General features: G+C 43.2%; 24 protein-coding genes. 10 read left to right on the top strand and 14 right to left on the bottom strand.

Annotated elements, in window-relative coordinates; genetic code table 11:
• Positions 1-19 precede the first annotated feature (19 nt).
• Positions 20-589 carry a YqaA family protein gene (locus tag RM544_RS14580; protein ID WP_311362537.1) on the bottom strand — a complete coding sequence of 190 codons (570 nt, stop codon included), beginning with the start codon at positions 587-589 and terminating at the stop codon, positions 20-22.
• A 119-nt stretch (positions 590-708) separates the two neighbouring features.
• Positions 709-2,013 carry a metal-dependent hydrolase family protein gene (locus RM544_RS14575; protein WP_311362536.1) on the bottom strand — a complete coding sequence of 435 codons (1,305 nt, stop codon included), beginning with the start codon at positions 2,011-2,013 and terminating at the stop codon, positions 709-711.
• 153 nt (positions 2,014-2,166) lie between these two features.
• Here RM544_RS14575 and RM544_RS14570 point away from each other — a divergent pair, with 153 nt between their 5' ends.
• Entirely contained in the window at positions 2,167-3,717 is a 1,551-nt protein-coding gene (locus RM544_RS14570) for a methyl-accepting chemotaxis protein (RefSeq protein ID WP_311362535.1), read from the top strand.
• Between the two features lie 38 nt (positions 3,718-3,755).
• On the opposite strand, the gene RM544_RS14565 is transcribed toward RM544_RS14570, so the two are convergent.
• From RM544_RS14565 to RM544_RS14555, 3 genes are all read right to left on the bottom strand, one after another.
• Complete coding sequence (locus RM544_RS14565; RefSeq protein WP_311362534.1) at positions 3,756-4,748, bottom strand: fatty acid desaturase; 993 nt, start codon at positions 4,746-4,748, stop codon at positions 3,756-3,758.
• A 196-nt stretch (positions 4,749-4,944) separates the two neighbouring features.
• A complete protein-coding gene (locus tag RM544_RS14560) occupies positions 4,945-5,484 on the bottom strand; it encodes a DUF1285 domain-containing protein (protein WP_311362533.1) in 540 nt (179 codons plus the stop codon).
• Positions 5,485-6,399, bottom strand: a complete 915-nt coding sequence (locus RM544_RS14555; protein ID WP_311362532.1) for a DUF3014 domain-containing protein — start codon at positions 6,397-6,399, stop codon at positions 5,485-5,487. It lies immediately after the preceding gene.
• A 248-nt stretch (positions 6,400-6,647) separates the two neighbouring features.
• Between RM544_RS14555 and RM544_RS14550 the strand changes: the two genes are divergently transcribed.
• Positions 6,648-6,959 (top strand): DUF6482 family protein, encoded by a 312-nt coding sequence (locus tag RM544_RS14550; protein WP_311362531.1) that lies wholly within the window; start codon positions 6,648-6,650, stop codon positions 6,957-6,959.
• 68 nt (positions 6,960-7,027) lie between these two features.
• On the opposite strand, the gene RM544_RS14545 is transcribed toward RM544_RS14550, so the two are convergent.
• From RM544_RS14545 to RM544_RS14535, 3 genes are all read right to left on the bottom strand, one after another.
• Positions 7,028-7,498 carry an EVE domain-containing protein gene (locus RM544_RS14545; protein WP_311362530.1) on the bottom strand — a complete coding sequence of 157 codons (471 nt, stop codon included), beginning with the start codon at positions 7,496-7,498 and terminating at the stop codon, positions 7,028-7,030.
• Between the two features lie 26 nt (positions 7,499-7,524).
• Positions 7,525-7,974, bottom strand: coding sequence for a hypothetical protein (locus RM544_RS14540; protein ID WP_311362529.1), 450 nt, complete (start codon positions 7,972-7,974; stop codon positions 7,525-7,527).
• Between the two features lie 175 nt (positions 7,975-8,149).
• Positions 8,150-10,030, bottom strand: a complete 1,881-nt coding sequence (locus RM544_RS14535) for a DUF885 domain-containing protein (protein ID WP_311362528.1) — start codon at positions 10,028-10,030, stop codon at positions 8,150-8,152.
• Positions 10,031-10,171: 141 nt separating this feature from the next.
• Between RM544_RS14535 and RM544_RS14530 the strand changes: the two genes are divergently transcribed.
• A complete protein-coding gene (locus RM544_RS14530) occupies positions 10,172-11,422 on the top strand; it encodes a hypothetical protein (protein WP_311362527.1) in 1,251 nt (416 codons plus the stop codon).
• 22 nt (positions 11,423-11,444) lie between these two features.
• On the opposite strand, the gene RM544_RS14525 is transcribed toward RM544_RS14530, so the two are convergent.
• Complete coding sequence (locus RM544_RS14525) at positions 11,445-12,350, bottom strand: alpha/beta hydrolase family protein (RefSeq protein WP_311362526.1); 906 nt, start codon at positions 12,348-12,350, stop codon at positions 11,445-11,447.
• A 90-nt stretch (positions 12,351-12,440) separates the two neighbouring features.
• Here RM544_RS14525 and RM544_RS14520 point away from each other — a divergent pair, with 90 nt between their 5' ends.
• Positions 12,441-12,785, top strand: a complete 345-nt coding sequence (locus RM544_RS14520) for a helix-turn-helix domain-containing protein (RefSeq protein ID WP_311362525.1) — start codon at positions 12,441-12,443, stop codon at positions 12,783-12,785.
• Positions 12,786-13,205: 420 nt separating this feature from the next.
• Here the strand turns inward: RM544_RS14520 and RM544_RS14515 are convergent, their stop codons facing one another.
• The 5 genes from RM544_RS14515 to RM544_RS14495 form a co-directional block, all read right to left on the bottom strand.
• A complete protein-coding gene (locus tag RM544_RS14515) occupies positions 13,206-14,273 on the bottom strand; it encodes a mechanosensitive ion channel family protein (protein WP_311362524.1) in 1,068 nt (355 codons plus the stop codon).
• Between the two features lie 31 nt (positions 14,274-14,304).
• Positions 14,305-15,462, bottom strand: a complete 1,158-nt coding sequence (locus RM544_RS14510) for an ABC1 kinase family protein (RefSeq protein WP_311362523.1) — start codon at positions 15,460-15,462, stop codon at positions 14,305-14,307.
• A gap of 198 nt (positions 15,463-15,660) precedes the next feature.
• Entirely contained in the window at positions 15,661-15,942 is a 282-nt protein-coding gene (locus RM544_RS14505) for a hypothetical protein (protein WP_311362522.1), read from the bottom strand.
• 23 nt (positions 15,943-15,965) lie between these two features.
• Positions 15,966-16,457 (bottom strand): DUF6702 family protein, encoded by a 492-nt coding sequence (locus RM544_RS14500; RefSeq protein ID WP_311362651.1) that lies wholly within the window; start codon positions 16,455-16,457, stop codon positions 15,966-15,968.
• A 74-nt stretch (positions 16,458-16,531) separates the two neighbouring features.
• Entirely contained in the window at positions 16,532-19,027 is a 2,496-nt protein-coding gene (locus tag RM544_RS14495; protein WP_311362521.1) for a M1 family metallopeptidase, read from the bottom strand.
• A 260-nt stretch (positions 19,028-19,287) separates the two neighbouring features.
• Between RM544_RS14495 and proB the strand changes: the two genes are divergently transcribed.
• The 6 genes from proB to RM544_RS14465 all read left to right on the top strand — a co-directional run bounded on the left by proB (position 19,288) and on the right by RM544_RS14465 (position 25,046).
• On the top strand, positions 19,288-20,412 hold the full coding sequence (gene proB / locus RM544_RS14490) for a glutamate 5-kinase (RefSeq protein WP_311362520.1): 1,125 nt from the start codon (positions 19,288-19,290) through the stop codon (positions 20,410-20,412).
• A gap of 7 nt (positions 20,413-20,419) precedes the next feature.
• Positions 20,420-21,670, top strand: coding sequence for a glutamate-5-semialdehyde dehydrogenase (locus tag RM544_RS14485; protein ID WP_311362650.1), 1,251 nt, complete (start codon positions 20,420-20,422; stop codon positions 21,668-21,670).
• Between the two features lie 166 nt (positions 21,671-21,836).
• Positions 21,837-23,036 (top strand): TonB family protein, encoded by a 1,200-nt coding sequence (locus tag RM544_RS14480; RefSeq protein WP_311362519.1) that lies wholly within the window; start codon positions 21,837-21,839, stop codon positions 23,034-23,036.
• A gap of 23 nt (positions 23,037-23,059) precedes the next feature.
• Positions 23,060-23,650 (top strand): carbonate dehydratase, encoded by a 591-nt coding sequence (gene can, locus RM544_RS14475; protein ID WP_311362518.1) that lies wholly within the window; start codon positions 23,060-23,062, stop codon positions 23,648-23,650.
• A 143-nt stretch (positions 23,651-23,793) separates the two neighbouring features.
• Complete coding sequence (locus tag RM544_RS14470; RefSeq protein WP_311362517.1) at positions 23,794-24,327, top strand: hypothetical protein; 534 nt, start codon at positions 23,794-23,796, stop codon at positions 24,325-24,327.
• A 5-nt stretch (positions 24,328-24,332) separates the two neighbouring features.
• Complete coding sequence (locus tag RM544_RS14465; RefSeq protein ID WP_311362516.1) at positions 24,333-25,046, top strand: SH3 domain-containing protein; 714 nt, start codon at positions 24,333-24,335, stop codon at positions 25,044-25,046.
• The last annotated feature ends 44 nt before the right edge of the window (positions 25,047-25,090 follow it).

Genomic DNA, 25,090 nt, shown 5'->3' with positions numbered 1-25,090 from the left:
TCATTATTCTTTGGGCTGACTAGGTCAACATAAACCACCATATAGTGATAACGATGACCAGCGCAATCAGCCCTGTTTGCCATTTATACTTTTTCACTAGCTTTTCGGTTTTATCACCAAAATAATAAACCAGCACGGCCAAACCAAAATAGCGGATGACTCTGCCAATAGCCGTTGCCAGCATAAATAATGGCAATGAGTATGCCGCGACACCCGCAGCTAACATTGCAATCTGCAGTGGAATAGGGGTAACACCAGTACTAAAAGTGAACCAAAAGCCATCAGTTTCCATGCGTTTCTGAAAACGAGTAAATTGTGCTTCAGTTGTGATGTGCTGCATAACAAAGTCACGGGTCAAATCAAATAAGAAGTATCCGAAGGCATAACCAAGCAGTGCGCCTAATAAGCAGCCGACGGTAGCAAGTAAGGCAATTAACCATAAGCTCTCACGGCGCTTTTGCATGACCGGCACCATGAGAGCCTCTAATGGGATGGGAACGACAGTTGATTCAAGAAACGAGGCTAAAGTAATACCAGGAAGCATATACTTTGAATTAATAAGTCGTTTCATCTTCTTTTTGATGGACATGTGAGGCTGATTTCTCGCTGGTAAGCACGCATGAATGCGCAATAAAAAAGAGGTGGATTGCACCTCTTTTGTTTCTTATCGCAAAGTTTACTATACCCATCAAGGGCAGTGAACAATGATTATTTTTGTTTTACTACAACACCGTCTTTCATTACGAAGTCTATGTTTTCCAACAACGAAATATCTTCTAATGGGTCACCCTTCACGGCAACCAAATCGGCTAATTTACCAACACTGACTGTACCCAGTTCGTTGTCTATTTTAAGTAGCTTGGCGGCATTGACGGTTGCTGAGCGAATCGCGTCCATTTCTGACATTCCAGCTTCTACCATAAGGGCAAACTCTTGGCCGTTGTTGCCGTGTGCTGAAACACCTGAGTCGGTTCCGTAGGCAATCAATACGCCATTCTCATGTGCTCGCGCGAAAGTCTTTTGGATAAGAGGCCCGATAGCAGCCGCTTTGGGACGAACGATATCAGGAAAGTATCCATCGATTTTGGCTTTTTCTGCAACAAAGTTACCCGCTAAAATCGTAGGAACATAATACACATCATGCTTGCGCATTAACTTAATGACTTCACGATCCATATAGGTGCCATGCTCGATAGAATCGACGCCCGCTAAAATTGCGCGCTTCATGCCTTCTTTACCATGAGCATGCACTGCTACCGTCATGCCGTAGTCTTTTGCTGTTTGCACGATGGCTTCAAGCTCATCGGTCATAAATTGTGGATTTTGACCGCTTTTGGCAACACTGAGTACGCCGCCAGTTGCCGTGATTTTAATAAGATCAGCACCATCTTTATAACGTTGTCTTACTGCTTTTCTAGCCTCAGCCACGCCGTTAACAACGCCTTCTTGTGGGCCCGGGTTACCCATTTGGTCATGACTCATGCCATTGCTTGGATCAGCATGTCCGCCGGTAGTTGCGATCGACTTTGCAGAGGTATAGATGCGTGGACCTAAGGTCACCCCTTTGTTAATGGAGTTGCGCAATGCCACTGTTTCATTTTTCATGTCACCTAGATTGCGCACTGTGGTAAACCCAGACATTAAGGTTTTCTCAGCATAATCAACCGCGGCAATGGCGTAGTCAGCTTCATTCGAAGTGAAGCGCTTCATGTAGCTCGACGGTCCTTCATTTTGAAAGGACAAATGGACATGCATATCCATTAAGCCAGGCATCAAGGTGCTACCACTTAAATCGATAAAAACATCACCTTCGCCACCCTCATCTTTTCCTTCTACAATCTTAATGATTTTGTTGTTATCGACGATAACAGTCATATCACTTTGGCTTTTAGAATCTTGTGAGGTGATAAGCTTGCTCGCAAAAATGTGTGTTGCAGCTTGAGCTTGAAAAGCCAGTAGCAGAGCAGCCGTTGCCCCAATGATTTTAGAAAGAGGCAAGAGAGATGTTTTCATTGTTAGTTCCATGCGTTATCTTATTTTTGTAGCTACACATTAGGATATATTTTTCAGCAAATCAAAGGAATATGAAGGGAATGCGCAAAATAGGGTTTTAATTTGTTTACAGAGAGTCGAAATTTGTAAGTTTCGATTTTGAAGGTGTTATCTATGCGGCGTGACCAAGCAATCATCAACGAAGAAGTCGTTTATCCCGACAACTACGAGTTGGTTTCTACAACGGATACTAGAGGCATAATCACTTATGCCAATCCTGTTTTTTGCGAAGTAGCGGGGTATTCCGTCGACGAACTTGTGGGTAAAAATCACAATATTGTCAGGCACCCCGATATGCCAAAAGCCGCATATAAAGATATGTGGGACCATCTAAAGAAGGGTGAGTCATGGCATGGAATCGTTAAGAACCTATGTAAGGATGGACGTTACTATTGGGTCGATGCCTTCGTGACTCCTGTCTATGATGGCGAAGAATTAGTTGGTTACCAATCGGTTCGTGTAAAACCTGAAAAAATCCAAATTCAACGAGCGACAGAGTTCTATGCACTGATCAATGAAGGGAAAAAGCCACAGAGCTCTGAACTTAGCTATTCACAAAAAACACGCTTATTTTTAGTCATCATCGCGGTGGTTGCCATTTTCACTTCGTTTGTATCTGACTGGTATGCTGGTTTTTCAATTATTGCTCTGGCAATGACAGGTTTGGTTATATTTAAAACTGAGCTGATTGAGATCCCCAAAATGGCATTCGACCTTAAAACTGAATATGACAGTGTGAGCCGTTACATTCTGGCGGGCCGGGGCATTTCAGGTATCGTAAAATTTCATTTGGGTATGAACAAAGCCATGCGACGTACCATCCTTGGAAGAACCCTAGATGCAACGCGAGAGTTAAACAACATTGCACAAAATACGCTGGCTATTGTTGAACGAACCACCCAAGGTATCCATCAGCAAAAAGCTGAGATGGAAAAAATCTCAAATGCCGTGAAAATGATGACAGCAGGCAGTCAAACGGTAATGAGCAGCACAGAAGCAACTAATCAGCGAGTGAAGCTCACGAATGAACAGTGTGCAGAGGCGCGTGAATTGATTATCAAGGGACGCGATGGTGTCAGTGGTCTATCTGAAGTTGTTGAACAAGCTTCTGTGACGGCAGATGAGCTCATGCAGGCCTCAGACAAAGTCTCAGAAACGATTGGTGAAATAGACTCCATTGCTGACCAAACTAACTTACTGGCCTTAAACGCGGCGATAGAGGCTGCTAGAGCGGGTGAATCGGGTCGGGGCTTCTCGGTAGTTGCTGATGAAGTTAGAGCTTTGTCGACTCGCACGCAAGAATCGGCCGCCAATACAATGAATAGCCTTGCCCAAATGCGTGAAACGCTAAAAGAGTGGGTAGTGAAAATGCATGATAGTCGAGACAATGCGGTAGCTAGTACAGAGCAAGCTAATCAGTCTGCAGATTCGATCCAAGAAATCTATACCATGATTGACGGCATATCGAATCACTTAACCGGTATTGTTGATTCAACGGGTTCACAGGATAGCATGTGTAATGAAATTGAGACGCACATTGATGGTATTCAAAGTGTTGCTGATGCTAACTCGGCCTTGGCCCAAGAGATGGAAGACAACGCACGGTCGCTTTCAGAGAATATACAAAGAATGGTTGGAATGACTAACACTTTCGGAGACAAATAACTGTCTCCGAAAGCCAGTGTTGGAATGCGCGCTAGAACTTACTTGCTATATAAATTGGCATTCTTAATACTTTCAAAATCGTTAAAACGAACGCCCTGTTCTTTCATCACTTTCAATATCTTATCACTGATCAGTTGGCGCAAATAAAACGGCTGATTCGGCACAAAGTGATGGATAGTATGCGTTTTACCAAAGTTAAAGCAGAACAGGTGGAAGGGCGCGTACAAGCGGCTAGTTAACACGTGTGTTTGTTCGTATACGTTGTTCACGTTGCCATAGTAGTGCATAGACGACGTGACAAAGTTTAAAGAGCTTGAGCGGATGATGTTAGGCAATACCAACACAACCATCAAGAATTCAAATACAGATAAAACTGATAATCCCCAAGCTGGCATATAACTTTCAAGCGGCACTACCAAGTTTAGTAAGTGATAAACAATCACGCTGTAAAGAACGACAAAATAGGCCGTCGCTATTGGGAACGCAGCGTGGAAGACTCTACCGAAACTAAAGCCATCAATTTCTTTGTTGTAGCGCTTGCGGAATACGACTAGACCTAATAAGCCGTCAACAATAACTAAGAACCGTAGGAAAGGGTTTTTGATGCCGTTACCCACTAAGCGCTCTTCTAGATCTTGCTGTGTACCTGATGTTTTATGATGATGTAAATGTATTTTGCGACGATACCATGGGTTGATGGTATTCGGGCGCATTATCCACACCATGAGCATCATAAAGTTATGCATCATCGGGCGATTACTAAAATACTGTTTGTGGATCAAATCGTGTTCTAATTCATGCGATATAGAGGTGATAACCGCGGCCAGTAATACGCAAACCCACGCAGGAATAAGGTCGTAAAAATAAAGCGAAGCCACACCCACAAGGGCACTGAAAGAAACAAGCAGGATGCCTAATCCAAGCATGTCTTGATGAGATAAGATCTTATACTTCTCTCGAAGCAATTTTTCTTCGTCCTTGATTGCTTTTACAATGGTCTTTATTGATAACTTGGTGTCTGAATTAGTCATAAGTCTTTAAGCGTACGAATTTTATGCGAGAGACTATACCTGATTTCCTACAAAACTCGAAGTGTAATTGAGTAAGACTTAGGTATGTTTGGCAACAAGCCCGTACGATTTCCTGTGAATAAATAAGCTGAGAAAAGTAAATACGTAAGATTACCGCTTTGGTTTACCGATGCCAAAACAAAATAGTGAAAATGCCTTAATAGCTTCCAATATTGAAGTGATAGTCAGCGCTGCTGATTTGCAAAAAACGCTTTCCTTCATTTTGCTTCGTTTCGGCAAGATCGACCCATTGATATAGCACGTTTTGGTGTAGCCTAGCCCATAAGTTCCGTCTTACCAGACAATAGGGGACTTCGGTTCCGTTGAATTCACGTAATTCGACAGGGTGATCTTCACTCAGTATAAACTCGTCACCAATTTGTGTTTTTACGCTTAGGCCTTTCTCTGTTTGCTGCCAATCAACAATGATAAAAGGCACGTCCTCGACCTGAATTCCGATTTTCTCAACCGGTGTCACCAAGAAGTAATTGAAGTCCTCTTTCTTTAAGACACTAGCGAGCAAGTGGACCAGCTTTGCTCGTGTGAAGGGTGTGCCTTCGTGCCACCAGTCGCCATTGTTTTTGATGACCAAATTCATGTCACCACAAAAAGGTGGATCCCATTTGTCGACAGGCGGTAAGGATTGTTTATTCGCGCCAGAATCACTCAGTTGCTGGGCGATTGCACCTAAATCCATTTAACGGTCCTGCAGAGCATCTTTTAAATCTCGAAGAATGTCTTTGATTCGACGTGTGTTCTCTGGGCCAGTGCGCAACAACTGCTTTTGTGGGCCTGACAAGTTTTCTAATTTATCATCGCGATACTTATACATCACACTGTCGGAATAAACCTCTATTGGCAGTGGTACTACAGGCGTGTCCAACAATTCATTGATGGCATCCAGCAAGGTAGTATCAAAAGAGGAATTAGGCATGGAGATCTCGGCATACTTTTCTTCAATAATCGGGCGATAAGTGTCCAGCAAAGAGAGCAAGTCATCGGTACTCATTGATTCTAATGCATCAACATAGCTGTTATATCTTTTGAAGCTGGCCGCATCTATCCATTCTCTATCTGCTTGCTGATATATTCTGAAACTAGAATCTGGCTTAGTCAGTAAGCTGTGGTTAGGCGACATTTCTTCATTTGCTATATTGTTTACGTTAATCACAAACTTTTGCAAAAGACCTTCATCCACTAAGTATTTTGCTACTAGCGGAGACTCAGCTATGGCAAGTAAGGCACTTTTTACCGCACCATCACTTTCGTCTAAAGGCTCTGGTTCAATTTCCATTGAGGGAGGTGGTGGCGTTTCATCGTTAGCTTCAAGCTCTAGGGATTGGATTTCTGGTGTGCCTTCAAATACGTCCGGCTCAGGCACATTGCGTTGACCCGCATCGGCGCTATTGAGGTTATTTAAAGATTCGTCATTGAATGCACTTTGCTCAGGCTCTATCTCCACCGCGACAGGCTGAGAAACGATTGTCTCTGGCTCGCTACTAGAGGGCCAGAAAAAAGCCACTAACAAGATCACAAAAAGCACCCCAGCCGCAATAAGATATGGCTTCATTTGTGCCATTTGACTAGACGTTTGCGTTTCTTGTTCAGACATAGATTAGCTCCCTAATTGACGTAACAATAAAAAATTAAACACACAGGTTAACAGACCATACTTATTACGACTATTGCCATTGGACAAGGTTCAACTTGCTTTTAGCCATACCGAAGTGATGTTCGAATTAACTAGATTTGAACTGAACGGCATGTTTCGCGTAATAAGCTAAAGAACCGGTAACAAGTAAATCACTGGCTTGGTTGCCCACTGCTCATATAAATATAGACGAAAAAGATTAACTCAATATGAATATCAAGTTCCCCATGTCGCAAATTGCGAAAAAGCCGCTCAAAATAGAGCGTTTAGAAGTTCAATCATTTGAAATGAATGTTTACCTAGTAAAAATAACGGTAGATGGGCAATCTGGGTTTGTGACAGATAAAAAAGACAGTCCAATGCGCTTTCATAATTCGCAAATGGTAAGAGACCTATTTGAACACTGCGAGGTTGAAAAATCAGTGATGGTTCATGACTCTCCCTACGATGAGATGATTGGCAACCCAGTTAAAGCCAGTGATCTGACTGAGATGCCGTTCTCTATGGAACAACCATACTAAGCGGCAATACCCTACTAGACGGCAATACCAACATGGGCACATCAAATCGCTATGAAACCGTTTGTAATTTAGGACTGTTTCGCCGCTGACAGTAGAAGCTGAAACTCGTTTTCAGATACTGGCATGATCGATAAGCGCCCGCCTTTTTTAACAAGACCAATTTCACTGATGCTTGGCATGTTCTTAATCGTTTTTAAGCTGAGTATGTTATTAAAAGTCTCTACATGTTCTAGTTCAACCATAACCCAACGAGGATTGTCGGGGCTCGATTTGGGGTCAAAATACTTACTTTCCGGTTCAAACTGTAAAGGGTCTACAAGGCCGGTTTGGCTAACCTTAGCTAAGCCTACAATGCCCACATCCTTGCAACTAGAATGATAAATAAATGCTTTGTCGCCAACGAGCATTTGGTCGCGCATAAAGTTACGAGCTTGGTAGTTACGAATACCGTCCCAGCCCTCACGTTTATTTGGGCAGGCGGCCAAATCATCTATGCTAAAAGCATCGGGTTCGGTTTTGAAAAGCCAATATTGAGTCATGTATTATTCTCGTCTTTTTGTTAACTTTATTCGTAACAGTAGTCATCAGAAACTAGGTCGATATCGACGACACCCGATACGGTAACTAATACGCAATCTCCAACAGTCGCCTTGCTATCCTCCAAAATGACGGTGTGGTTGTCGCCATATAAATCTTCTAACTGATACTGATACCCGTCGGTATCACCTTCTACAATTGAAGTGACCAATGCGCCAAAAAATGCTCCCCACATTGCCCCAAATAACCGGTCTCTGCTATCGCCGTAGGCATTAGAAAGTAAACCATCTATAGCACCAATGGCAGCACCTTCTTCGACATGAGACTCAAATTCAACCTCTTGCATCGATTCTACCGTTGCGTAGAACGTTGTTACCATTTGATTGCGTGCACTGTTATGTATCTCACCTGAGCTGGTGCAGGCTGAAATAAAAAAGAGACTGAGAATGACGCTAATTAAAGAGTATTGTTTTCGCATAATTTGTCCAAGCAATCGTGGGCTTTTCTAAAGCATAGTAGAATCTGATAGTAACGCATCTAGCTGAACGCAAACTGAACTCCGCGCCACGGCACGTTGAACGTTTACGCCCACTTTAACGCTCGAATACACCGATTGCTAAAGATCACCAGGAACAAAAATGAAGTTATCTTTTTTATAGGGACGCTGCTATCCAAGCATCTACTTTGCGCTCAAGGATAGTTAACGGCAAGCCGCCACCGCCTAAGATGGTGTCATGGAATGCTCGAATGTCGAACTTATCGCCGAGAGTATCTTCTGCTCTTTTGCGCAGTTCTTGAATCTTGATCATTCCAATTTTATAACCCGTTGCCTGACCAGGGAGCACTAAATAGCGACGCACTTCAGATAATCCTTGCTCATTAGTAATAGCAGAGTTTTCTTGAAAATAACGGATCGCTTGCTCTTCACTCCAACCTTTGGCGTGCAAGCCAGTATCAACAACTAAGCGAATAGCACGCCACATCTCTGAGCCTAAACGACCGAAATCAGACAAAGGATCTTCGTAAGTTCCTGGCATTTCTTTCGCTAGTAGTTCTGAATAAAGCGCCCAGCCTTCGCCATAAGCATTCAAATAGCTTTGCTTTCTAAAGGTAGGTAAGCCGCTTAGCTCTAGTGAAATTGCTAATTGCATGTGATGACCCGGTAAACCTTCATGATATGCAATAACCTCTAGTTCTCGTTTCGGCATGGCTGTCATATCAGAAAGATGCGCGTAATAAACGCCAGGACGTGAGCCATCTGGTGTGGATGGCATATAATGTTGCGCAGCACCGTCTTGCTCTCTAAATGCCTCGACTCTTTTCACTACCATGTCAGCTTTAGGAAGAATGCCAAAGTAATTGGGTAGTTGTTCTTTGATCTTGTTGATGGCAGCGGTTGCATCGTCGATATAACCTTGGCGACCTTCATCCGTGTTCGGGTAATATAAGCGTTCGTCGTCCTTCGTATCACGTAAAAATACGAAAAATTCCTGTAACGTGCCTTCAAAGCCAAATTCTTGTTGAACAGCTTTCATCTCTTCACGCAACCTTGCTACATCTTTCAGGCCAATCTCATGGATTTCATCTGCGCTTAAACTGGTTGTAGTTTGGTTCGATAAGCGCTCATTGTAGTAATTTTTACCATCTGGAAGGTCACCTGCGCCGAGTGCTTTTGTACCCGCATTTACTTTATCTTCTTCTTGCCAAGCAATAAGTGCTTCATAAGCAGGTTTAAAGTCATTCAACAACGCAGTTTTAATTTTTGCTAATAGCTCATCAGCACTTTTTTGCGTTATTGCCTCATTGCTAACTAAACCGTCAATTTTAGATTTAGCATCCGCCCACAAGTCACTATCATTATCTGTTTCATCAAAAGGTTGACCAGATATGATTTTCTTTGATTCAGAAATGACTGCGTCAAAGGCGAAGTAAGGGGGACGTACGCCCTTCTCTGCTGCTGTTTTTGAAAATTCGATAAGTTGCTTAATTGCTCTTGCACTTTCACTAATTCTGGACAGATAGTTTTCCATATCTTGCTGGTTTTCAACACGATGGATAGCAATCAATAATTGTGGGAAAAAGCTATGCATTGCTCCCATTTGTTCAAACACATATGTGTTGTAACGAAACTTGTCTTCTTCAGCAATCTGCTCGGCAAGGTAAACCCAAAGATCATAGGAGATTTTGGTCTCCTCGTTGAGCTTGTCGTAGTCAAAGCTACTTTTGAGTTCTGCCAATTGCTTTGCATGCATCTCGACATACGCGTCATAACCAGCCTCTGAAAAGTCATCTATTTCATTTTGGCGCTCATCGCGGCCAAGATAAGCAAGTTGAGTCGGACTCTGCATCACCTGCTCTTCATATTTTTTATCAAACCAAGCGTTTAAACGAGCGCTTTCAGCTTGAATCTCTTCGCTAGTGGGCACATTCATCGACTGAGCTTCAGACATCTGTGTAGAATTTGCTTCAGGCTCTGCTGGAGAGCACCCGAATATGGAAATAGAGCTAACAAGTAGTAATGCGGAAATACGCATGGTGGCATCCTTTCAGAGTGGGCTTAGTGTATCATTGAGATTAGGATAAAAACCTCACTTAAGCAACATTACAAAGCGCTTTGTTATTAGAGCTTTTACGTTAGACTAAGTATTACAAACATTAATGTATAGATAACTAGAATGAGCGCTGACGATAACGGGAATACAATTTTAGATAAGCTACAACAACCTGACATGTTAGAAGAGGCTTATCGAAAGTCGCCAGAATCGTTTAAGGCTGAGTTATCCCGTGCTATGGAAGTCAATCGCGACTCCGAAACCTTGAAGGTTTGGCATGCTCGCATCCATTACAATGCACCAAGCTCATTCACTCACACCTCCTTTTTGTTTTTGCTCGGCGTTTGTCTACTAGCGACCTTTTTAGTGAAAATCCCCGTATTTTTTCAAGTTGAAGGCGATTGGTACTATCCACGTTTTGTCCCTTTGATTGTGCTTACTTCATTGATTATGTACTTTCTACAGTCGGCACCTAAGGCCAATACTATCAAGTTGGTCGCACCAAGCCTTGTCGCCTATGTGGTTTATCTTCTGGTGCTACCCTTTGATGAAAACTCTGCCTCAATAGTAATGGCGCTTCTGCATTTTCCTTTAGTGTGTTTTAGCTTGCTAGCATTCAGCTTCATGTCTGATGACTGGAAGAGTGCTGCTGCTCGTTTAAAGTTCATCAGATATATCGGAGAGGTGGGCATTTACACTGTGCTTATTCTATTAGGTGGCATGGTACTTACTGGTATTACTTTGGGTCTATTTTCAGTTATCGATTTAGACATCATGCAATGGTATTCAGAGTATGCGATCGTTATGGGCTTAGTATCTGCGCCTCTTGTAGCAACTTATCTGTTTGATACCACATTAAATCGACAAACAAAGTTTGCCCCGATACTTGCAAATGTATTTTCGCCTTTGTTTCTTATTACCGTGATGGCCTATTTGTTCGCGAGCTTTTTACAAGGCAATAACCCATTCACCGACAGAGACTTTCTAATCAACTTCAATGGTCTACTCATACTCATTTTGGCTTTAACCGTTTTTTCCATCTCTGGGAAGAAGAGGAGTGAAGACGTTCAAGTGGCTGACTACATCAACGTTTTGTTGGTCAGTGCGACGCTGGTGGTGAATGTCATTGCCCTTTCAGCCATCATTTTTCGCTGGGCAGAATATGGGATGACGGTCAATCGTATAGTAGTCACGGGTGCAAACTTACTGATCTTTCTGCACCTGATTTTACTGCTTAAACAATATGTCGCTTGTCTTCGCAAGAATGAGGGATTCACTCGCTTGGAGTCCACCGTAGCGAGCTACTTACCTGTCTATACTTGCTGGTCGTTGATAGTGGCAGTGCTGCTGCCACTGGCCTTTCAGTTTGAGTAACTGGTAATAAGCAGTTTACTTATTATCTCAGCGTTTTAGCCCACGCGAACACTTCATCCCAGATCGCTGTCGCATCGCGTTTAAAGTAGCCCATGTGGTCAACTTTTTGCAGGCCACAATCGCTTGGCTGTAAATCAATGTTGGTGATTTGTGCATTTTTATAGCCTTTGAAGAACGCATCTCTTGAGGCGGGCTGAGCCCACTTATCGTCGATCGCATTCACAGCCACCAAAGGTTTGTCGTATCGGGCAAACACCTCATGCATGTGTTGCATTTTTGGGTCATCAAAAAAGTAATGCGGAAACTTACACCAGTGTTTCCATTGGCGATAAACGTTTAGAGGTAAATTTTCACCCATGCCGAAACTGTTCCATGCAAGATAACCATTGAGCTTCACTACAATAGGGGCAATTACGTTCCACAATAGGCGGACCTTGAAGCGCTCAAGAGCTGGCATCCAACCATGCCAACCCGCTCCCGCACCAAAAATATAGGCACCATCTATATGCTCGATGTTTGGTAAAAGGCCAAGCGCGTGGCCACCGTAGGAATGCCCCACCATAATTAAACGACATGAAAGTTGGCGTGTTCTACGCTCAGTTTGCGCATATTCAATGCCGGCGGCTAGGTCTTGTCTCGCCCAGTCGAGATAATCCATGTGATAGCCTTTAAGTGTTGCCGGTGCCGACTCGCCGATGCCTCTATAATCTAAAGTAATGACTTCAAACCCCTGACTAACTGCTGCTTCAGCGAAGCGTTTATAAAAACCTTGTGGCACCCCGGTTGCACTTCCAATGACTATAATTCCAGTAGGATCTTCAGAAGATTCGCTATTGGGTTGATAGTGATACGCTCGAATACCCACGTTATCCAGTGTAAGTAAATCAAGAGGCTTCTTAATTGTTTGAGGTGTTTGTATGTCTGACATTTTGAACTCAACTTAACGCTAACTTAGATTTAGTATAAAGTGTGAAGTTAACTACAGGGTCAAGTGTTAAAACACAAAAAGTGAGAAATTATGAATGCTAATAAGTTAAGTCAGTTGACTGGAGTAGCTAAAGAGACTTTACGATACTATGAAAAAGTAGGCGTAATTACGCCGCCAGAACGTTCTGCAAATGGCTATCGTATTTATCAAGATTGGCACATCAGAGAGCTAAAGTTCATTAAGTTAGGGCAGTCGGTTGGTTTTACACTGAATACCATAAAAGAGGCGATACCTAAGCTCAAAAACCCAGATCCTAACTGCCCTGTCCTAGAGAAAGTGTTGAGTGACCAAGTGAATGCTATTGATGAAAAAATAGCTGAACTTCAACAAGCGAAAAGCACCCTAAACGTTTGGTTGGCTCGTAATTCAGCTTGATTGGTCATAACTCATCTGACCCTGCCGAGCGGCTATTTTGCACAAGAAATTAGGCCATAGCTATGTGCACGATAATTCAGGAAAGCTGCATTTTACATGATGTTCTGACTGGGAGGTCGCATCCACAAGGAGTCATAGCCAATACCTCCTACGTCATTCCTGCGCAGGCAGGAATCTCCGGCCACACAAGAAATATTTCAATAGCAATTAGCTTTATATTTTTGAAATAGTTCTGCTTTTTTAATTTACTATGCTGTTTTGGAGATTACCGCCTTCGCGGTAATGACGTAGGGGTTCGCGGTAATGACGTAGGGGTTCGCGGTGGTGACGAGCAAGAAACTGCCTTGGAGCAGCCAACCAAATTAGGTCTACGCTTTTCTTTCGAAGTGTCAGATCAGATACGAGCTAGTAAAATTCAACCTAATCTGTCTTATCTGCAGATGGCCGGTCTTCATCAATAATCTCGGGTGCTTGTAAAATTGCTAAGGCTTCTTGAGTCGCGGTTAGCTGGTTTTGAATACTCACCTTCTTGTCGCCTTCGGCTGCTTTCAAATCAATTTCTAGCTGGCCGATTTGTTTTAGTAGTTCTTGCTCTGAGCGTTCTTTCGTTTCGGCTTGCTCAGCCTTGTCAAAGATCAGATCCTCTGGCAGCTTTTCGTCTTCTTTCACTTTCACTTTTACTTTGGCTCTTGCTTTTGCTGGCAGTACAACCATGTCATCTGGCAGTTTACGTTGATTCATAAAGCCCGGAGAAACGATTTCAATTTTATCGTCATGCAGTACATCTAAAATATTGGCATACAAACGAGAGCGTGCCGAAATCATGCTTTTTACTTCCGTTAACAAACCAGACACGCGATAAGTAATTGCGTGATCACCAAGTTCAATGATTTGAACAAACGGATCACTGAGCTCGCTTGATTCAGCGGCCTTCAGTAGTAGTGTGTCTATACGGTCGTGGTGAACGTCATAACCCAGCGAGAGGCTGGCTGAAATGATCGTTCCTGAAGAGCGCACAACCTGCAATGGATGTGACGTTAGGTAAGAGTTGGTAAACGCAATGAGTTCTCGCTGTTCGGTTTGAATTTCGGTATCAAACAAACCCTTTTCAGTGACTCGACCAAAATAACCTTCAACACGAATGAAATCGCCGGTTCTAAATGGCTTGGTGAAGCGTAGTACAATGCCTGCCATAACATTGGCAACAATAGTCGTTGAGCTAAACGCAATAACACCAGAAAGTAGAATACCAATAAGGCTAATTACTTGGTTTCGCGTGCTTTCGGTAACAGGCAAAGCAATGGCTATCGCAATTAAACCCACAATATACAAGAGTAGTAGTATCAGTTTCCGTGGGAGCTTTGCATCGGGGTGCATGCTTTTGTCACCCAGCAACACTTTATGGGCACCTATCAAGAAGAACACAACAAAAAGTATTGTTAGCATAAAGGGAACAAGTGCTAAACCCAGCGCTAGTATTGTATCCATGTTGCTCCTTTTCACACGTCCAAGTGTTTGTTTAGTCTTTGATTACCACAGGGCTTATGTAAGGTGCTAAAGCAGATTTGAAATCTAATCCTGCGCCCAATTTATTTGCCAACAGTACCATACCTGTAATTTTTCTGTTGACCAACGCCACATCGAACTTTGGTGTCGCGGTTGCTGTTCTATCTGCAATGAGCGGTATGGTTTCGTTTTGTATTCGCTTTATCAAGCCTTGCGCTTTGATATTGTATGTTTCGTTAGCATACTTAGTTTGTAGGCACTCACTTGCAATGGTGCATGCGTTTAAAATGATATCAGTGACCTTGCTAGACATGTTTTTGTCAATCAATCCTAACTCAAGAAGCGCTAGCTCCATGCCTTTTCGATCTTGGTTTTGCATCGCTATCGCCATGGCCTTGTAGTGCTCAGATGTATGGTCACTCAGGGTTCTACAAGCACCGAAATCTAACAAGACAATTTTTCCTGAGTCCTTTTGATAGAGATAGTTGGCAAAATTAGGGTCACTTTGCATTAACTGAGTGTCAAATAGCTCGATATATGTCAGCGCCATTAGTTTTTCACAAATATCGTTCGCTAGTACTTGATGCTGCTCGCCACTAATCCCCTCATCTAAAGAGCTGATACTGCTACCCTCTACATATTCCATCGCAAGAATGTCACTACTTGTAAGCTCGTCAACAACGAAAGGCACAATAAAGTGTTCGTTCTGGGCTAGATCCTCTCGGTAGGCTTTAAGAAACTGAGCTTCTTGCAAATAGTCTGCTTCGGTTTTTAATTGGGCTTTGGCTTCATCTAATAAAGGGTCGATATTGATATGCTTGGGCAGCGCACCGGTTAATTTAATTAAACCGACGACGTTGTCTATATCGCTATCGATGCTCTCTCTCACGCCGGGATATTGCACTTTGATTGCCAACTCTCGACCATCATGCAATTTAGCGCGATGCACTTGACCAATACTCGCAGCGGCAATCGGTTCCAGCGAAAAGTAGGCAAATTGTTTATGCCACTCTTTGCCCCATGCATTTTCTAAGGTAGCGACTAACTGTGTTTTAGGCATCGCATCTGCGTTTTGGCGCAATCGAGAAAGAATAGGTTCCCACTCCGCCGGTAATAACTCTCCCGCATCCATGGATAGCAATTGACCAAGCTTCATTGCTGCTCCGCGCATGTGAGCCAATCGTTCTGTGATAGAGTTCGCGTTGTCGGTAGTCAGCAAAGACTGAGAAAATGATGGTCGCTCGCCATTGAGGAGCTGTTTAGCCGTGCCTTTTAGAATATTACCGGTGACAGCACCGGCTAGGCCACTTAACTTCGCAAACCGAGCTAAGCGGCTAGAGGGAACTTTTCGGGGTTTCAGAGTGTGCTCTTAGGCGGCAAGAATAATAGGAGCAAGAATAAAACATCCCATGCCTATCACACTGCCAACACCAAAGCCTAACCAGCCATTTTTGTCAAAATAGCGCGCTAGTACACCACCAAAAATACCTGTCCATAACATTACGCTATACACCGAGCCAATAATGCCGACACTCGTGCCAGTGAATAGTACAAAAAGAATGAAGAAGCACATAGATGCAGACATGAGCACCCAAACTATATTCTTCTTATTCTTAAATTCGTCTAAAGGTCGGTATTGCTTATCTGACATAGCATTTCCTTACGGATTTTTAATTAATGATGTTTAAATTCAACACTCAACAATTCCGTGTTATCGGTAAACGTTAAAGTTTGAATATCGCCCATACCCTCTACATTAATCGTATTTGTCTGTTTGTGCCAGATATCTCTTAAAGCATTATGTTCGATAACCATGCCATCTAAGCTTTCTGGTGCTGGCGCCTCTTGATAAACCCAAAAGTGCTTACCGTCTAATTCGGTGCCGACAAAACTAAGTCCTAATGCTTTATGATCTAAGGTGTAAATTGCAAAGCGTTCGGTGACATATTTCGCAAAGTCGGCTTGCGTTGTTTCATTCGCGATAATGTCAGCCTTACCATCAAAGATCTCTTTTACCGCATGCTCAGCATCATGCAGATTGAAACGATGCATGATCTCTATATTTTGAGTGCGAGGATTAAACAACACAGTACTTATCGCCATCTTTTGTTGATGCGCAGCGACTTCACTGACCTGTAATACGCTTGCCACTAAAGTAAACGCCATACAGACTGACAAAGCCAGTGACATTGCTGCCACTCGGCTTGACCGTGCTACATTCGAAAAGAAAACCTTTTGCATTAATTATCTTCTTCTTCCGCAGCTTTTTTCTCGATTTCAGCATCGGACTTAAGTTTTGTTTTACTGTCTTGCATTAAGTCACGACGAACACCGCTTGTATTCTTTTTGCTTTTGTATGCTTCAATTCTAGAAGGAATGATTCGACGTGGATAATGGTTATTTTCAATATCTACATCTGCAGTTTCCCAACGCGGATCAACAGTGACCGATTTAAGTATCTGACCTTTCTCCGTCACAATAAGCTTTGATACAGCTTTCGGAGTTCTGCGCCAAATTTCAGCAGGAATATACATGTTTTCTTTTTTACCATCTTCAAACTCAAGCTCAAGAATAATTGGCATTACCAAACCACCCTTGTTTGAGAAGTCGAGAACGTAGTAGTTCTTGTCTTCTTTAATAGCTCTCTCGAAGACGCGCTTCTCCCAAGGATCCATTTTACTCAAGAATTTGCGGTATTTATTGCGCTCTTTGTTGGTAACGGTCCAAGGATCGTTTTCGTCATAGAAGTCTGAAACGTCATCGTTGCGATCTACCCACAATTCGATGCCTTCGGCTTTGTTGCGCTCATCAGTAAGTGACAATGGTTTGTCTAACTCAACTTGACGCTGGCGAGCAAAATCGATGTCAGGATCTTCAGTGTCTAAACGCAGTTTATAAACATGATCAAGTGAGATATCTACGTGGTCAGTTGAATAAAACCATCCGCGCCAGAACCAATCTAGGTCGACACCAGAAGCTTCTTCCATGGTACGGAAAAAGTCAGCAGGGGTTGGGCGCTTGTACATCCAACGTTGTGCATACTCTTTAAACGCAAAATCAAATAACTCGCGACCAAGAATAGTCTCTCGCAAAATATTTAAGGCTGCAGCAGGCTTAGTATAGGCATTAGGTCCAAGGCGAAGCACTGAATCAGATTGCGTCATAATTGGCACCTGAGTACTGGATTTCATGTAGCCAGTAATATCGCGCGGCTCAACACCCCATGGAATTTTTGGGTCCCATTCACGACCAGCAACGCCATCTAAGAAGCTATTTAAACCTTCATCCATCCACGTCCATTGGCGCTCGTCTGAGTTCACAATCATTGGGAAGTAAATATGACCTACTTCGTGAATAACGACACCAATCAAAAAGCGTTTTTCCGCTAAGGAATACGTGCGCTCGCCATCGTCTTGTAGTTCTGTGCGTGGGCCATTGAAAGTGATCATTGGGTATTCCATGCCGCCCACTGGACCATTAACTGATTGGGCAACTGGATATGGGTAATCAAATGAGAATCGGCTGTATACTTCCATGGTATGGATGACAGACTCTGTGCTGTACTTTTTCCATAAATCGCCACCCTCTTTCGGGTAGAAAGACATTGCCATTACCAGTGGTTGATCTTCGCCACCTTGTTGATAACCTTTTGCATCCCACATAAATTTGCGTGAACTAGCCCAAGCGAAATCTCTGACTTTTTCGGCTTTGAAGCGCCACGTTTTTGTTTTGCTGGTACCGTCTTTTTCGTTATCTAAGGCTTCTTCTTCAGTCACGATGAATACTGGTCGTTTGGCTGTTTCGGCTTTCTTTAAGCGATCACGCTGTGTTTTCGTTAGCACATCGTTTGGATTCGCCAAGGCACCTGTTGAAGAAACCACATGGTCAGCTGGAACGGTGATGCTCACATCGTAATTACCAAACTCTAGGGTGAATTCACCGCGACCAATAAACTCTTTATTAGTCCATGCTTCGTAATCAGTATAGGCAGCTAAACGCGGGAACCACTGCGCTAATAAGAATATATCGTTACCACCGTCGCGTGCGTCATCAGGGAAATGCTCGTAGCCTGAACGGGCTGAAACAGCATCTTCTTCAACAATGTTAAACGCAAAATCAATATTAAATTGAGTGCTTGTATTCGGCTTTAATGGTGTAGGTAAATCTACACGCATTAAGGTACCTACAACAACATACTTTAGGGCATTACCATTGGTGTCGGTGATTTTTTGTAAATCGTAACCAAGTTCAGTATCTTCAACAAATTGCTGTCTGCGCAATGCACCAAGGCTTAAGCGTGCTGGAGTATCACCGCTGGCCCCCTGAGTCGCAGGACCTCGGTTGCCAATGCCGCCAAACGTGGTGGTAAGCGCTGACATCGAGTCTTCACGAAACTTGTTTTGGTCGAGTTGGATCCACAAATACTTGAGTGTATCCGGAGAGTTATTTTGATAAGTGATGGTTTGGCTAGCACTTAAACGACGCTTCTCTTCGTCGAGTTTTACATCAATAACGTAGTCTACTTTCTGTTGCCAGTACATGTGACCTGGCTCACCCGCTGCATTTCGATATACATTTGGTGTCGGTAGCGCTTCATCTAATTGGCGAAATTTGTCTTCAAAGTCGCCTTTGGTTTGTTTAATAGCAGAACTTGCATGCACGTTTGTAGCGATTACGCTTGCTGCAGACAATAAAGTAAATACTGTCGCAAAAAGCGAAGTTCGTTTTAGTCTCATTTGTTTTTCCCTGTCACCGAAGAGCAGTAGCGTTTGCTTGGCTTTGCATGCAGATTGTAGTCTACAGTCACCCACTACTTATTTATTAGTTCGTTTTTTTCTTACTATTGTATCGACTTTACCTTCAAAGAAAAGTGTCCCTGCATATTCCCTTATAATTTGTGCGCTTTTTTTCTAAAGAAAGCGCTGTTTTTTCTTGTTTAGCCGCAGTTTTTCAGTATTCTCAGAGCATATATATATTTTGTAACAAATATTAACTCATGACCTCGTTTACATGGCAAAGGGCTGTAATCAAAGTAGGCAGCGCCCTAGTTTCTCCTGATGGGAAAGGCTGTAGTGCCGAATTCCTTCTATCCATAGCAAAGTTCATTACGTCTAGTCGCCAACAAGGCAAGGAAGTCGTATTGGTTTCTTCAGGCAGCGTTGCTGCTGGTAGGCGATACGTAAAAACTGGAATGAAAGCTAGCATTGCTGAAAAACAAGCGATGGCCGCGATCGGACAAACCCAAATGATGGCAAATTGGGCACGTTTTTTTGATTTTCCATGCGCACAAATATTACTTACTTCTGACGATCTCCATGACCGCAAACGATATGTGAATGTCAAGAATACCTTACGCGAACTGTTAGCGAACGGGGCATTACCTATCGTTAACGAAAATGACACGGTGGCGGTGGATGAAATTAAGGTAGGCGACAATGATAATTTAGGCGCGCATACGGCATTGGTTGCTCAAGCAGACACGCTTATTATTTGCACTGATGTTGATGGTTTATTCGATGCCGACCCTCGGAAAAACCCTGCGGCGAAGTTGATTTCTCATGTCGGCGAAGTCACACCTTCGATCAAAGCCTTAGCCGGTGGTGCAGGCTCCGCTGTCGGCACAGGTGGCATGGTGACCAAGCTTCAGGCTGCTGAAAAATGCACGCACAGCGGTATTCAAACCCTCTTAGTGAATGGGCAAAAAGCAGACGTGTTCGATGCCCTACTCAAGGGTCAGTGCGCAGGCACACTATTTCAAGCGAAACAAAGTACGCAATCGGCGCGCCATCATTGGTTAAGTCACTCCTTGCAAGCCAAAGGACATGTCAATATTGACGGGGGGGCATTTCAGGCCCTAAAAAATGCCGGTGCATCATTACTGTCAGTAGGTATCGTCGATGTTAGCGGTCACTTTTTCGGCGGCGATGCAGTGAATATATTATTTGAAGGTGAGGTAGTGGCAAAGGGCATTAGTTTGTATTCAAGTGCCGAACTACAAGGTATTCAAGGTAAAAATAGTAGTGACATAGAGGCGATACTTGGCTTTTGTCATGGAGAAGCTGCCATTCATCGTGATGACTTGGTGCTAGTGAATAAATACAGGAAAAATACACATGACTGAGTCCAATATCTCTTTCGATATTACTGCTACTGCCAAAAGGGCGGCTGCGGTGAAGCATCAAATTGCTGGGATCACATCAGCACAACGCCAAGCTCTATTGTTGTTAATTGCACAAAACTTGCTAGATAACGTGCCACAGATTTTAGCTGCAAATCAGAAAGACATGGCAAATGCAGAAGCTGCTAAAATTTCCTCCGCGATGCTAGATCGCTTAAAGCTAGACGAACATGCTATTCATAATATTGCAGAAGCGGTGAAACAAATTGCTTTTCAACCTGAATTCTTAGGCAGTATTTCAAATATGCAGCCTCAAGCGTCAGGGATCCAAGTAGGGAAAATGCGGATCCCTCTTGGTGTTGTTGCCATGATTTATGAGTCGCGACCGAACGTGACGATTGATGCGGCGGCTTTGTGCCTAAAATCGGGTAACGCGGTCATTCTGCGAGGTGGTAAGGAGGCGCAACATAGCAATCAGGCTCTAGCCAGTATTTTGAAGCAATCTTTACACGAAATGTCTCTCAGTTCCGATATTGTGACCGTTATTCCGCTTGCTGATCGTGACGTGATGGCGACCATGTTGACCTTAAGTCATACCATAGATTTGGTTATTCCGCGCGGTGGCGAAGGTTTGATTAATTACGTTACAGAACATAGTCGAATCCCTGTCATCCAGCATTTTAAAGGGGTTTGCCATCTTTTCGTCGATAAAGCGGCAGATATAAACAAAGCGCTGGCCATTTTGGAAAATGGTAAAACCCAAAGAACAGGTGTCTGTAATGCCCTTGAAACCCTATTAGTCCATACAGATGTCGCTGATGAATTTTTACCCAAAGTTGCGAAAATGTTTGAGTCTAAGCGAGTAGTGGTGCATGCTTGTGAGCAATCGATAGGATATTTCAAGGCTGCGCTGCAGGCCAATGAAGATGATTGGCATGCTGAATATCTTGCATTAGAAATCGCCGTTAGAGTGGTTAAAAATGAAGAGCAGGCATTTGAGCATATTCGCGAATATGGTTCCGGACATACAGAAGTTATCGTCACCGAAGATTTTTCTCTAGCACAGCGCTTTGTTAAAGAAATTGATTCATCTGTTGTGATGGTTAATGCGTCATCTCGGTTTTCCGACGGTGGCGAGCTTGGTTTAGGTGCTGAAATCGGCATCTCAACTAGTAAGCTACATGCTTACGGTCCAATGGGGGCTGAATCTCTAACGACACAGAAGTTTGTGGTGTTTGGAGATGGCACTGTGCGTGAGTAAAACGCATCATAAATTGGCACCAGTTGAAACAAGCAAATTGAAGCATGGAAGCAGTACAAAATTACCCACAGTGATGCGCTAATCACTGCGGGATAATGCAATACATATATGTGATACATATAATTATAACTATAACGGGCTTAAGCCCGACGATGTAAAAGACATTATGATTGATTTCGAAACCATGGAAGAAGAGCGGTTGTTGAATAGTTTCAGCAAGCATCAAAAAGTGCTGGCTGTTGCTTTAGCGACCCTGTTTATTGGCTCTGAGTCGGCCTCAAGTGAAGTAGCTGAACCGCTAACCTTCGCTACGGCTTTTGCTGCCTATAAAACACAACTTAATTCTGCGAAAGCATCACCAGATACCATTCTTGAGCTTGCGACCTTGAGCTATGAACTTGGTAGAAAAAAATATGGTGAGCGCCACCTGACGAGCTATTTGCTGCGCCAAAACCTAGCCCACGCCTACTTGGATGCAGGAGAATTTCAATTAGCCGCCTCGCACTATAAAAGCATTCTTGATTACTACGAAAATACGCTTGGGGATGATTCCCAATCATACTATTTCGCGTTACTTGATATCATCAATTTATTAAAAATAGCACGTAAGTTAGACGGACTTGAGCCCAAAGACTTAAGCCTTGGCGTTTTTTCTGATCACCTAGCCGTCGACAGACTCATTGAAATCACCCCAGATATTATTGCCATGATGCCCGAGAGCGCAATGCTATTTCGCGCACAAACGGTCAAAACGGCTGTTTCAAACTCCTTATTAATAAAACCATCGCTAATAAAAAAACTCGCTGAAAAGCAATTAAAAGAGTCTTTGAAGGTGTACGGTGAAATGTCTGCAAGTACGGCCGAAGCACGTTTCTTCTTAAGTAAAATTTACAGTCATGAAGGAAAGTACGGTAAAGCTATCGAACAACTTGAGCAAGTAGTGCAAGAGTTTGAAGATGCGCCTGATTATTCCAACCCTTTTACCCTAGCTTCACATGCAAGGTTAGTGGTCTTGTTTCAAGAGCAAGGCGAGCATGATCTTGCGACCCAACATTGTCGTGCAGTGGGGTGTTTGAGGCCTTGGGACAATAATAAAGAGCAAACCCCCTTATATAGAATAAACCCGATGTATCCGCCGGCAATGTTAAAAGCGCACAAAGACGGTTGGGTTAAAGTGCGTTATGATATTGCCGAAGATGGCTTTGCAGAGAATGTAAAAGTTATTACGAGTTCGGACTCACATTTTGAAGAGCCTGCTGCGGTCGCAATAGGGAAATGGCGGTTTGCACCTAAAACAATCAATGGAAATGCGGTAATTGCAAAAGGACTCGAAGTAATACTTCAGTTCAAAATAGATGCGCGTTAATCATTCATAAATACTGAGATCGCATGCCTGAAATTAAGAAGCTGCTAGACAACAATATTCGCTGGGCTGAGCAAACACAGCAAGCAGATCCACATTTCTTCAATAAGTTATCTGAACAACAAACCCCGATGTATTTGTGGATCGGTTGTTCAGATAGTCGCGTGCCCGCAAACCAAATTGTTGATCTTCTACCCGGCGATATCTTTGTCCATCGTAATGTAGCGAATATGGTTATTCATACCGACTTTAATTGCTTGTCTGTGCTGCAATATGCCATTGACGTGCTGAAAGTGAAACACGTCATTGTTTGTGGTCATTATGGTTGCGGTGGCGTTGAGGCGGCAATGGAGCAAGGCAGTTTGGGTCTCATTGATAATTGGTTAGCACATATTAAAGATACAGCCGATGAAAATAGCGCACTATTAGAAGGCTTAGATAAAAGTGAACGTGCGGCAAAATTGTGTGAGTTAAATGTACTACAACAAGCTGAAAACGTGCGTAGAACCAGTGTTTTTAAAGACGCAATGAAACGCAATCAAGATGTAAAAATTCACAGTTGGATCTATAGTCTGCGCAACGGCAAAATCAAAGTTCTTTCACCCCCTGAAGCGTAAAATCTCACAAAACAGTTGAAAAATTGAGCAATATGGCAAAAGATAGAGAAGACAAAGGGAAGTAGTCCCTCGCATCATTCAGTCTTTTTTGCAGCTTAGAGTTCCCTAAAACTATTTCTATACACAGTATAAGGAGATATGAGATGGGGTGGCTCAGCAGAATATTTAGCTCAACCGGCGTAGATGTAGTGGCGTCAGTAGGAAAAGCCGTAGATGATCTTATTACCAGCGATGAAGAGTTAGCACTCACCGAAATTCAAAAGCAAAAGGTGACGACGGCTTATAAAGTGCGCATGCAAGAAATTCTAATGGAGGTCGACCAACGGGCCCTAGAATATGAAGAGAATCTTGAACGGTCGCTGACCGAGCGGCATAAAATCGACATGAAAAGCGACAGTTGGCTGTCTAAAAATATTCGCCCGATGACCCTCATATTCATGACCTTAGTCGTTACCTTGCTAGCATTTTCAACCATTTTTACATCCTCTTTTACCGCTGAACAAAACGAAACTATTAAAGCCTGGATACCCTTCTTCCAAACCATCATGCTAACCATTTATGGTTTCTATTTTGGCTCTCGTGGCTTAGAGAAAATTCAAAAGATTCGTGCATCAAAGAATGAACCTTCACGTCTGAAAGGCCTGATTTCAGCTGTCGATCAAGAACCAAAAGGGTAGATGACATGAAGCGAGGTAGAGTTAAGTCAAACTCTGGTTTGAATCTGAGAGAAAAACCGAACGGTGAAAAAGTGGGTTTGCTCAAGCATAACGATATCCTGGATATTATTGATGAAGTCACTTTCTATCGAGTGAAAACCTCGACTGGAAAACTCGGCTTTGTGCATGGTGATTATGTAGAGAGTTTGCCTGACACTCGACAGTTTGTTGAAACCGATGGTGAGAAGCTCCAAGCTAGCATCGACTCACCGTCTGATGAATTTGAATTGATGGAGTATACAGCGTCACAGTTCGTTGGCAGCGCAGTGAAGGTAGATCGCGACTTTGCTGCTCACTTGAATAAGGTCAACGAGTTTGCGAAAGCGCGTGACTTGAAGATTTATGTCACCTCTTCCACGCGCAGTATTAATCAACAAGTTCAAGGTGCGATTGTGCCGCCTGCAACCCGAAGCTGCCATTTCATTGGTCATGCAATTGATATGAACTTGATGTTAGATGGGAAGTTATTCAACTCGAGGGCGCTTCGCCGAAATAATATTACCAACCTTCCTCCCGCGATAGGTGCCTTCATTGACGATATTCGAGCTGATGAACACTTGCGATGGGGCGGAGACTTTAGAACCGAAGATCCGGTGCATATCGACGACAATTTTTACCATCGCAAAACGCTACTTTACAAAGCAAAGTTATTTAGTCGTGTCAGGCAATTAAACACGTGAGCCTGTTGTGCAAGACGATTTGTGAGTTAGCGTAAATGCAAATA

The sequence above is a fragment of the Brumicola blandensis genome (assembly GCF_031846165.1).
GTDB classification, from domain to species: Bacteria; Pseudomonadota; Gammaproteobacteria; order Enterobacterales; family Alteromonadaceae; genus Glaciecola; species Glaciecola blandensis.
Note: the sequence above shows the minus strand (reverse complement) of the source record. Positions and strands in the feature narration are given on the sequence as shown.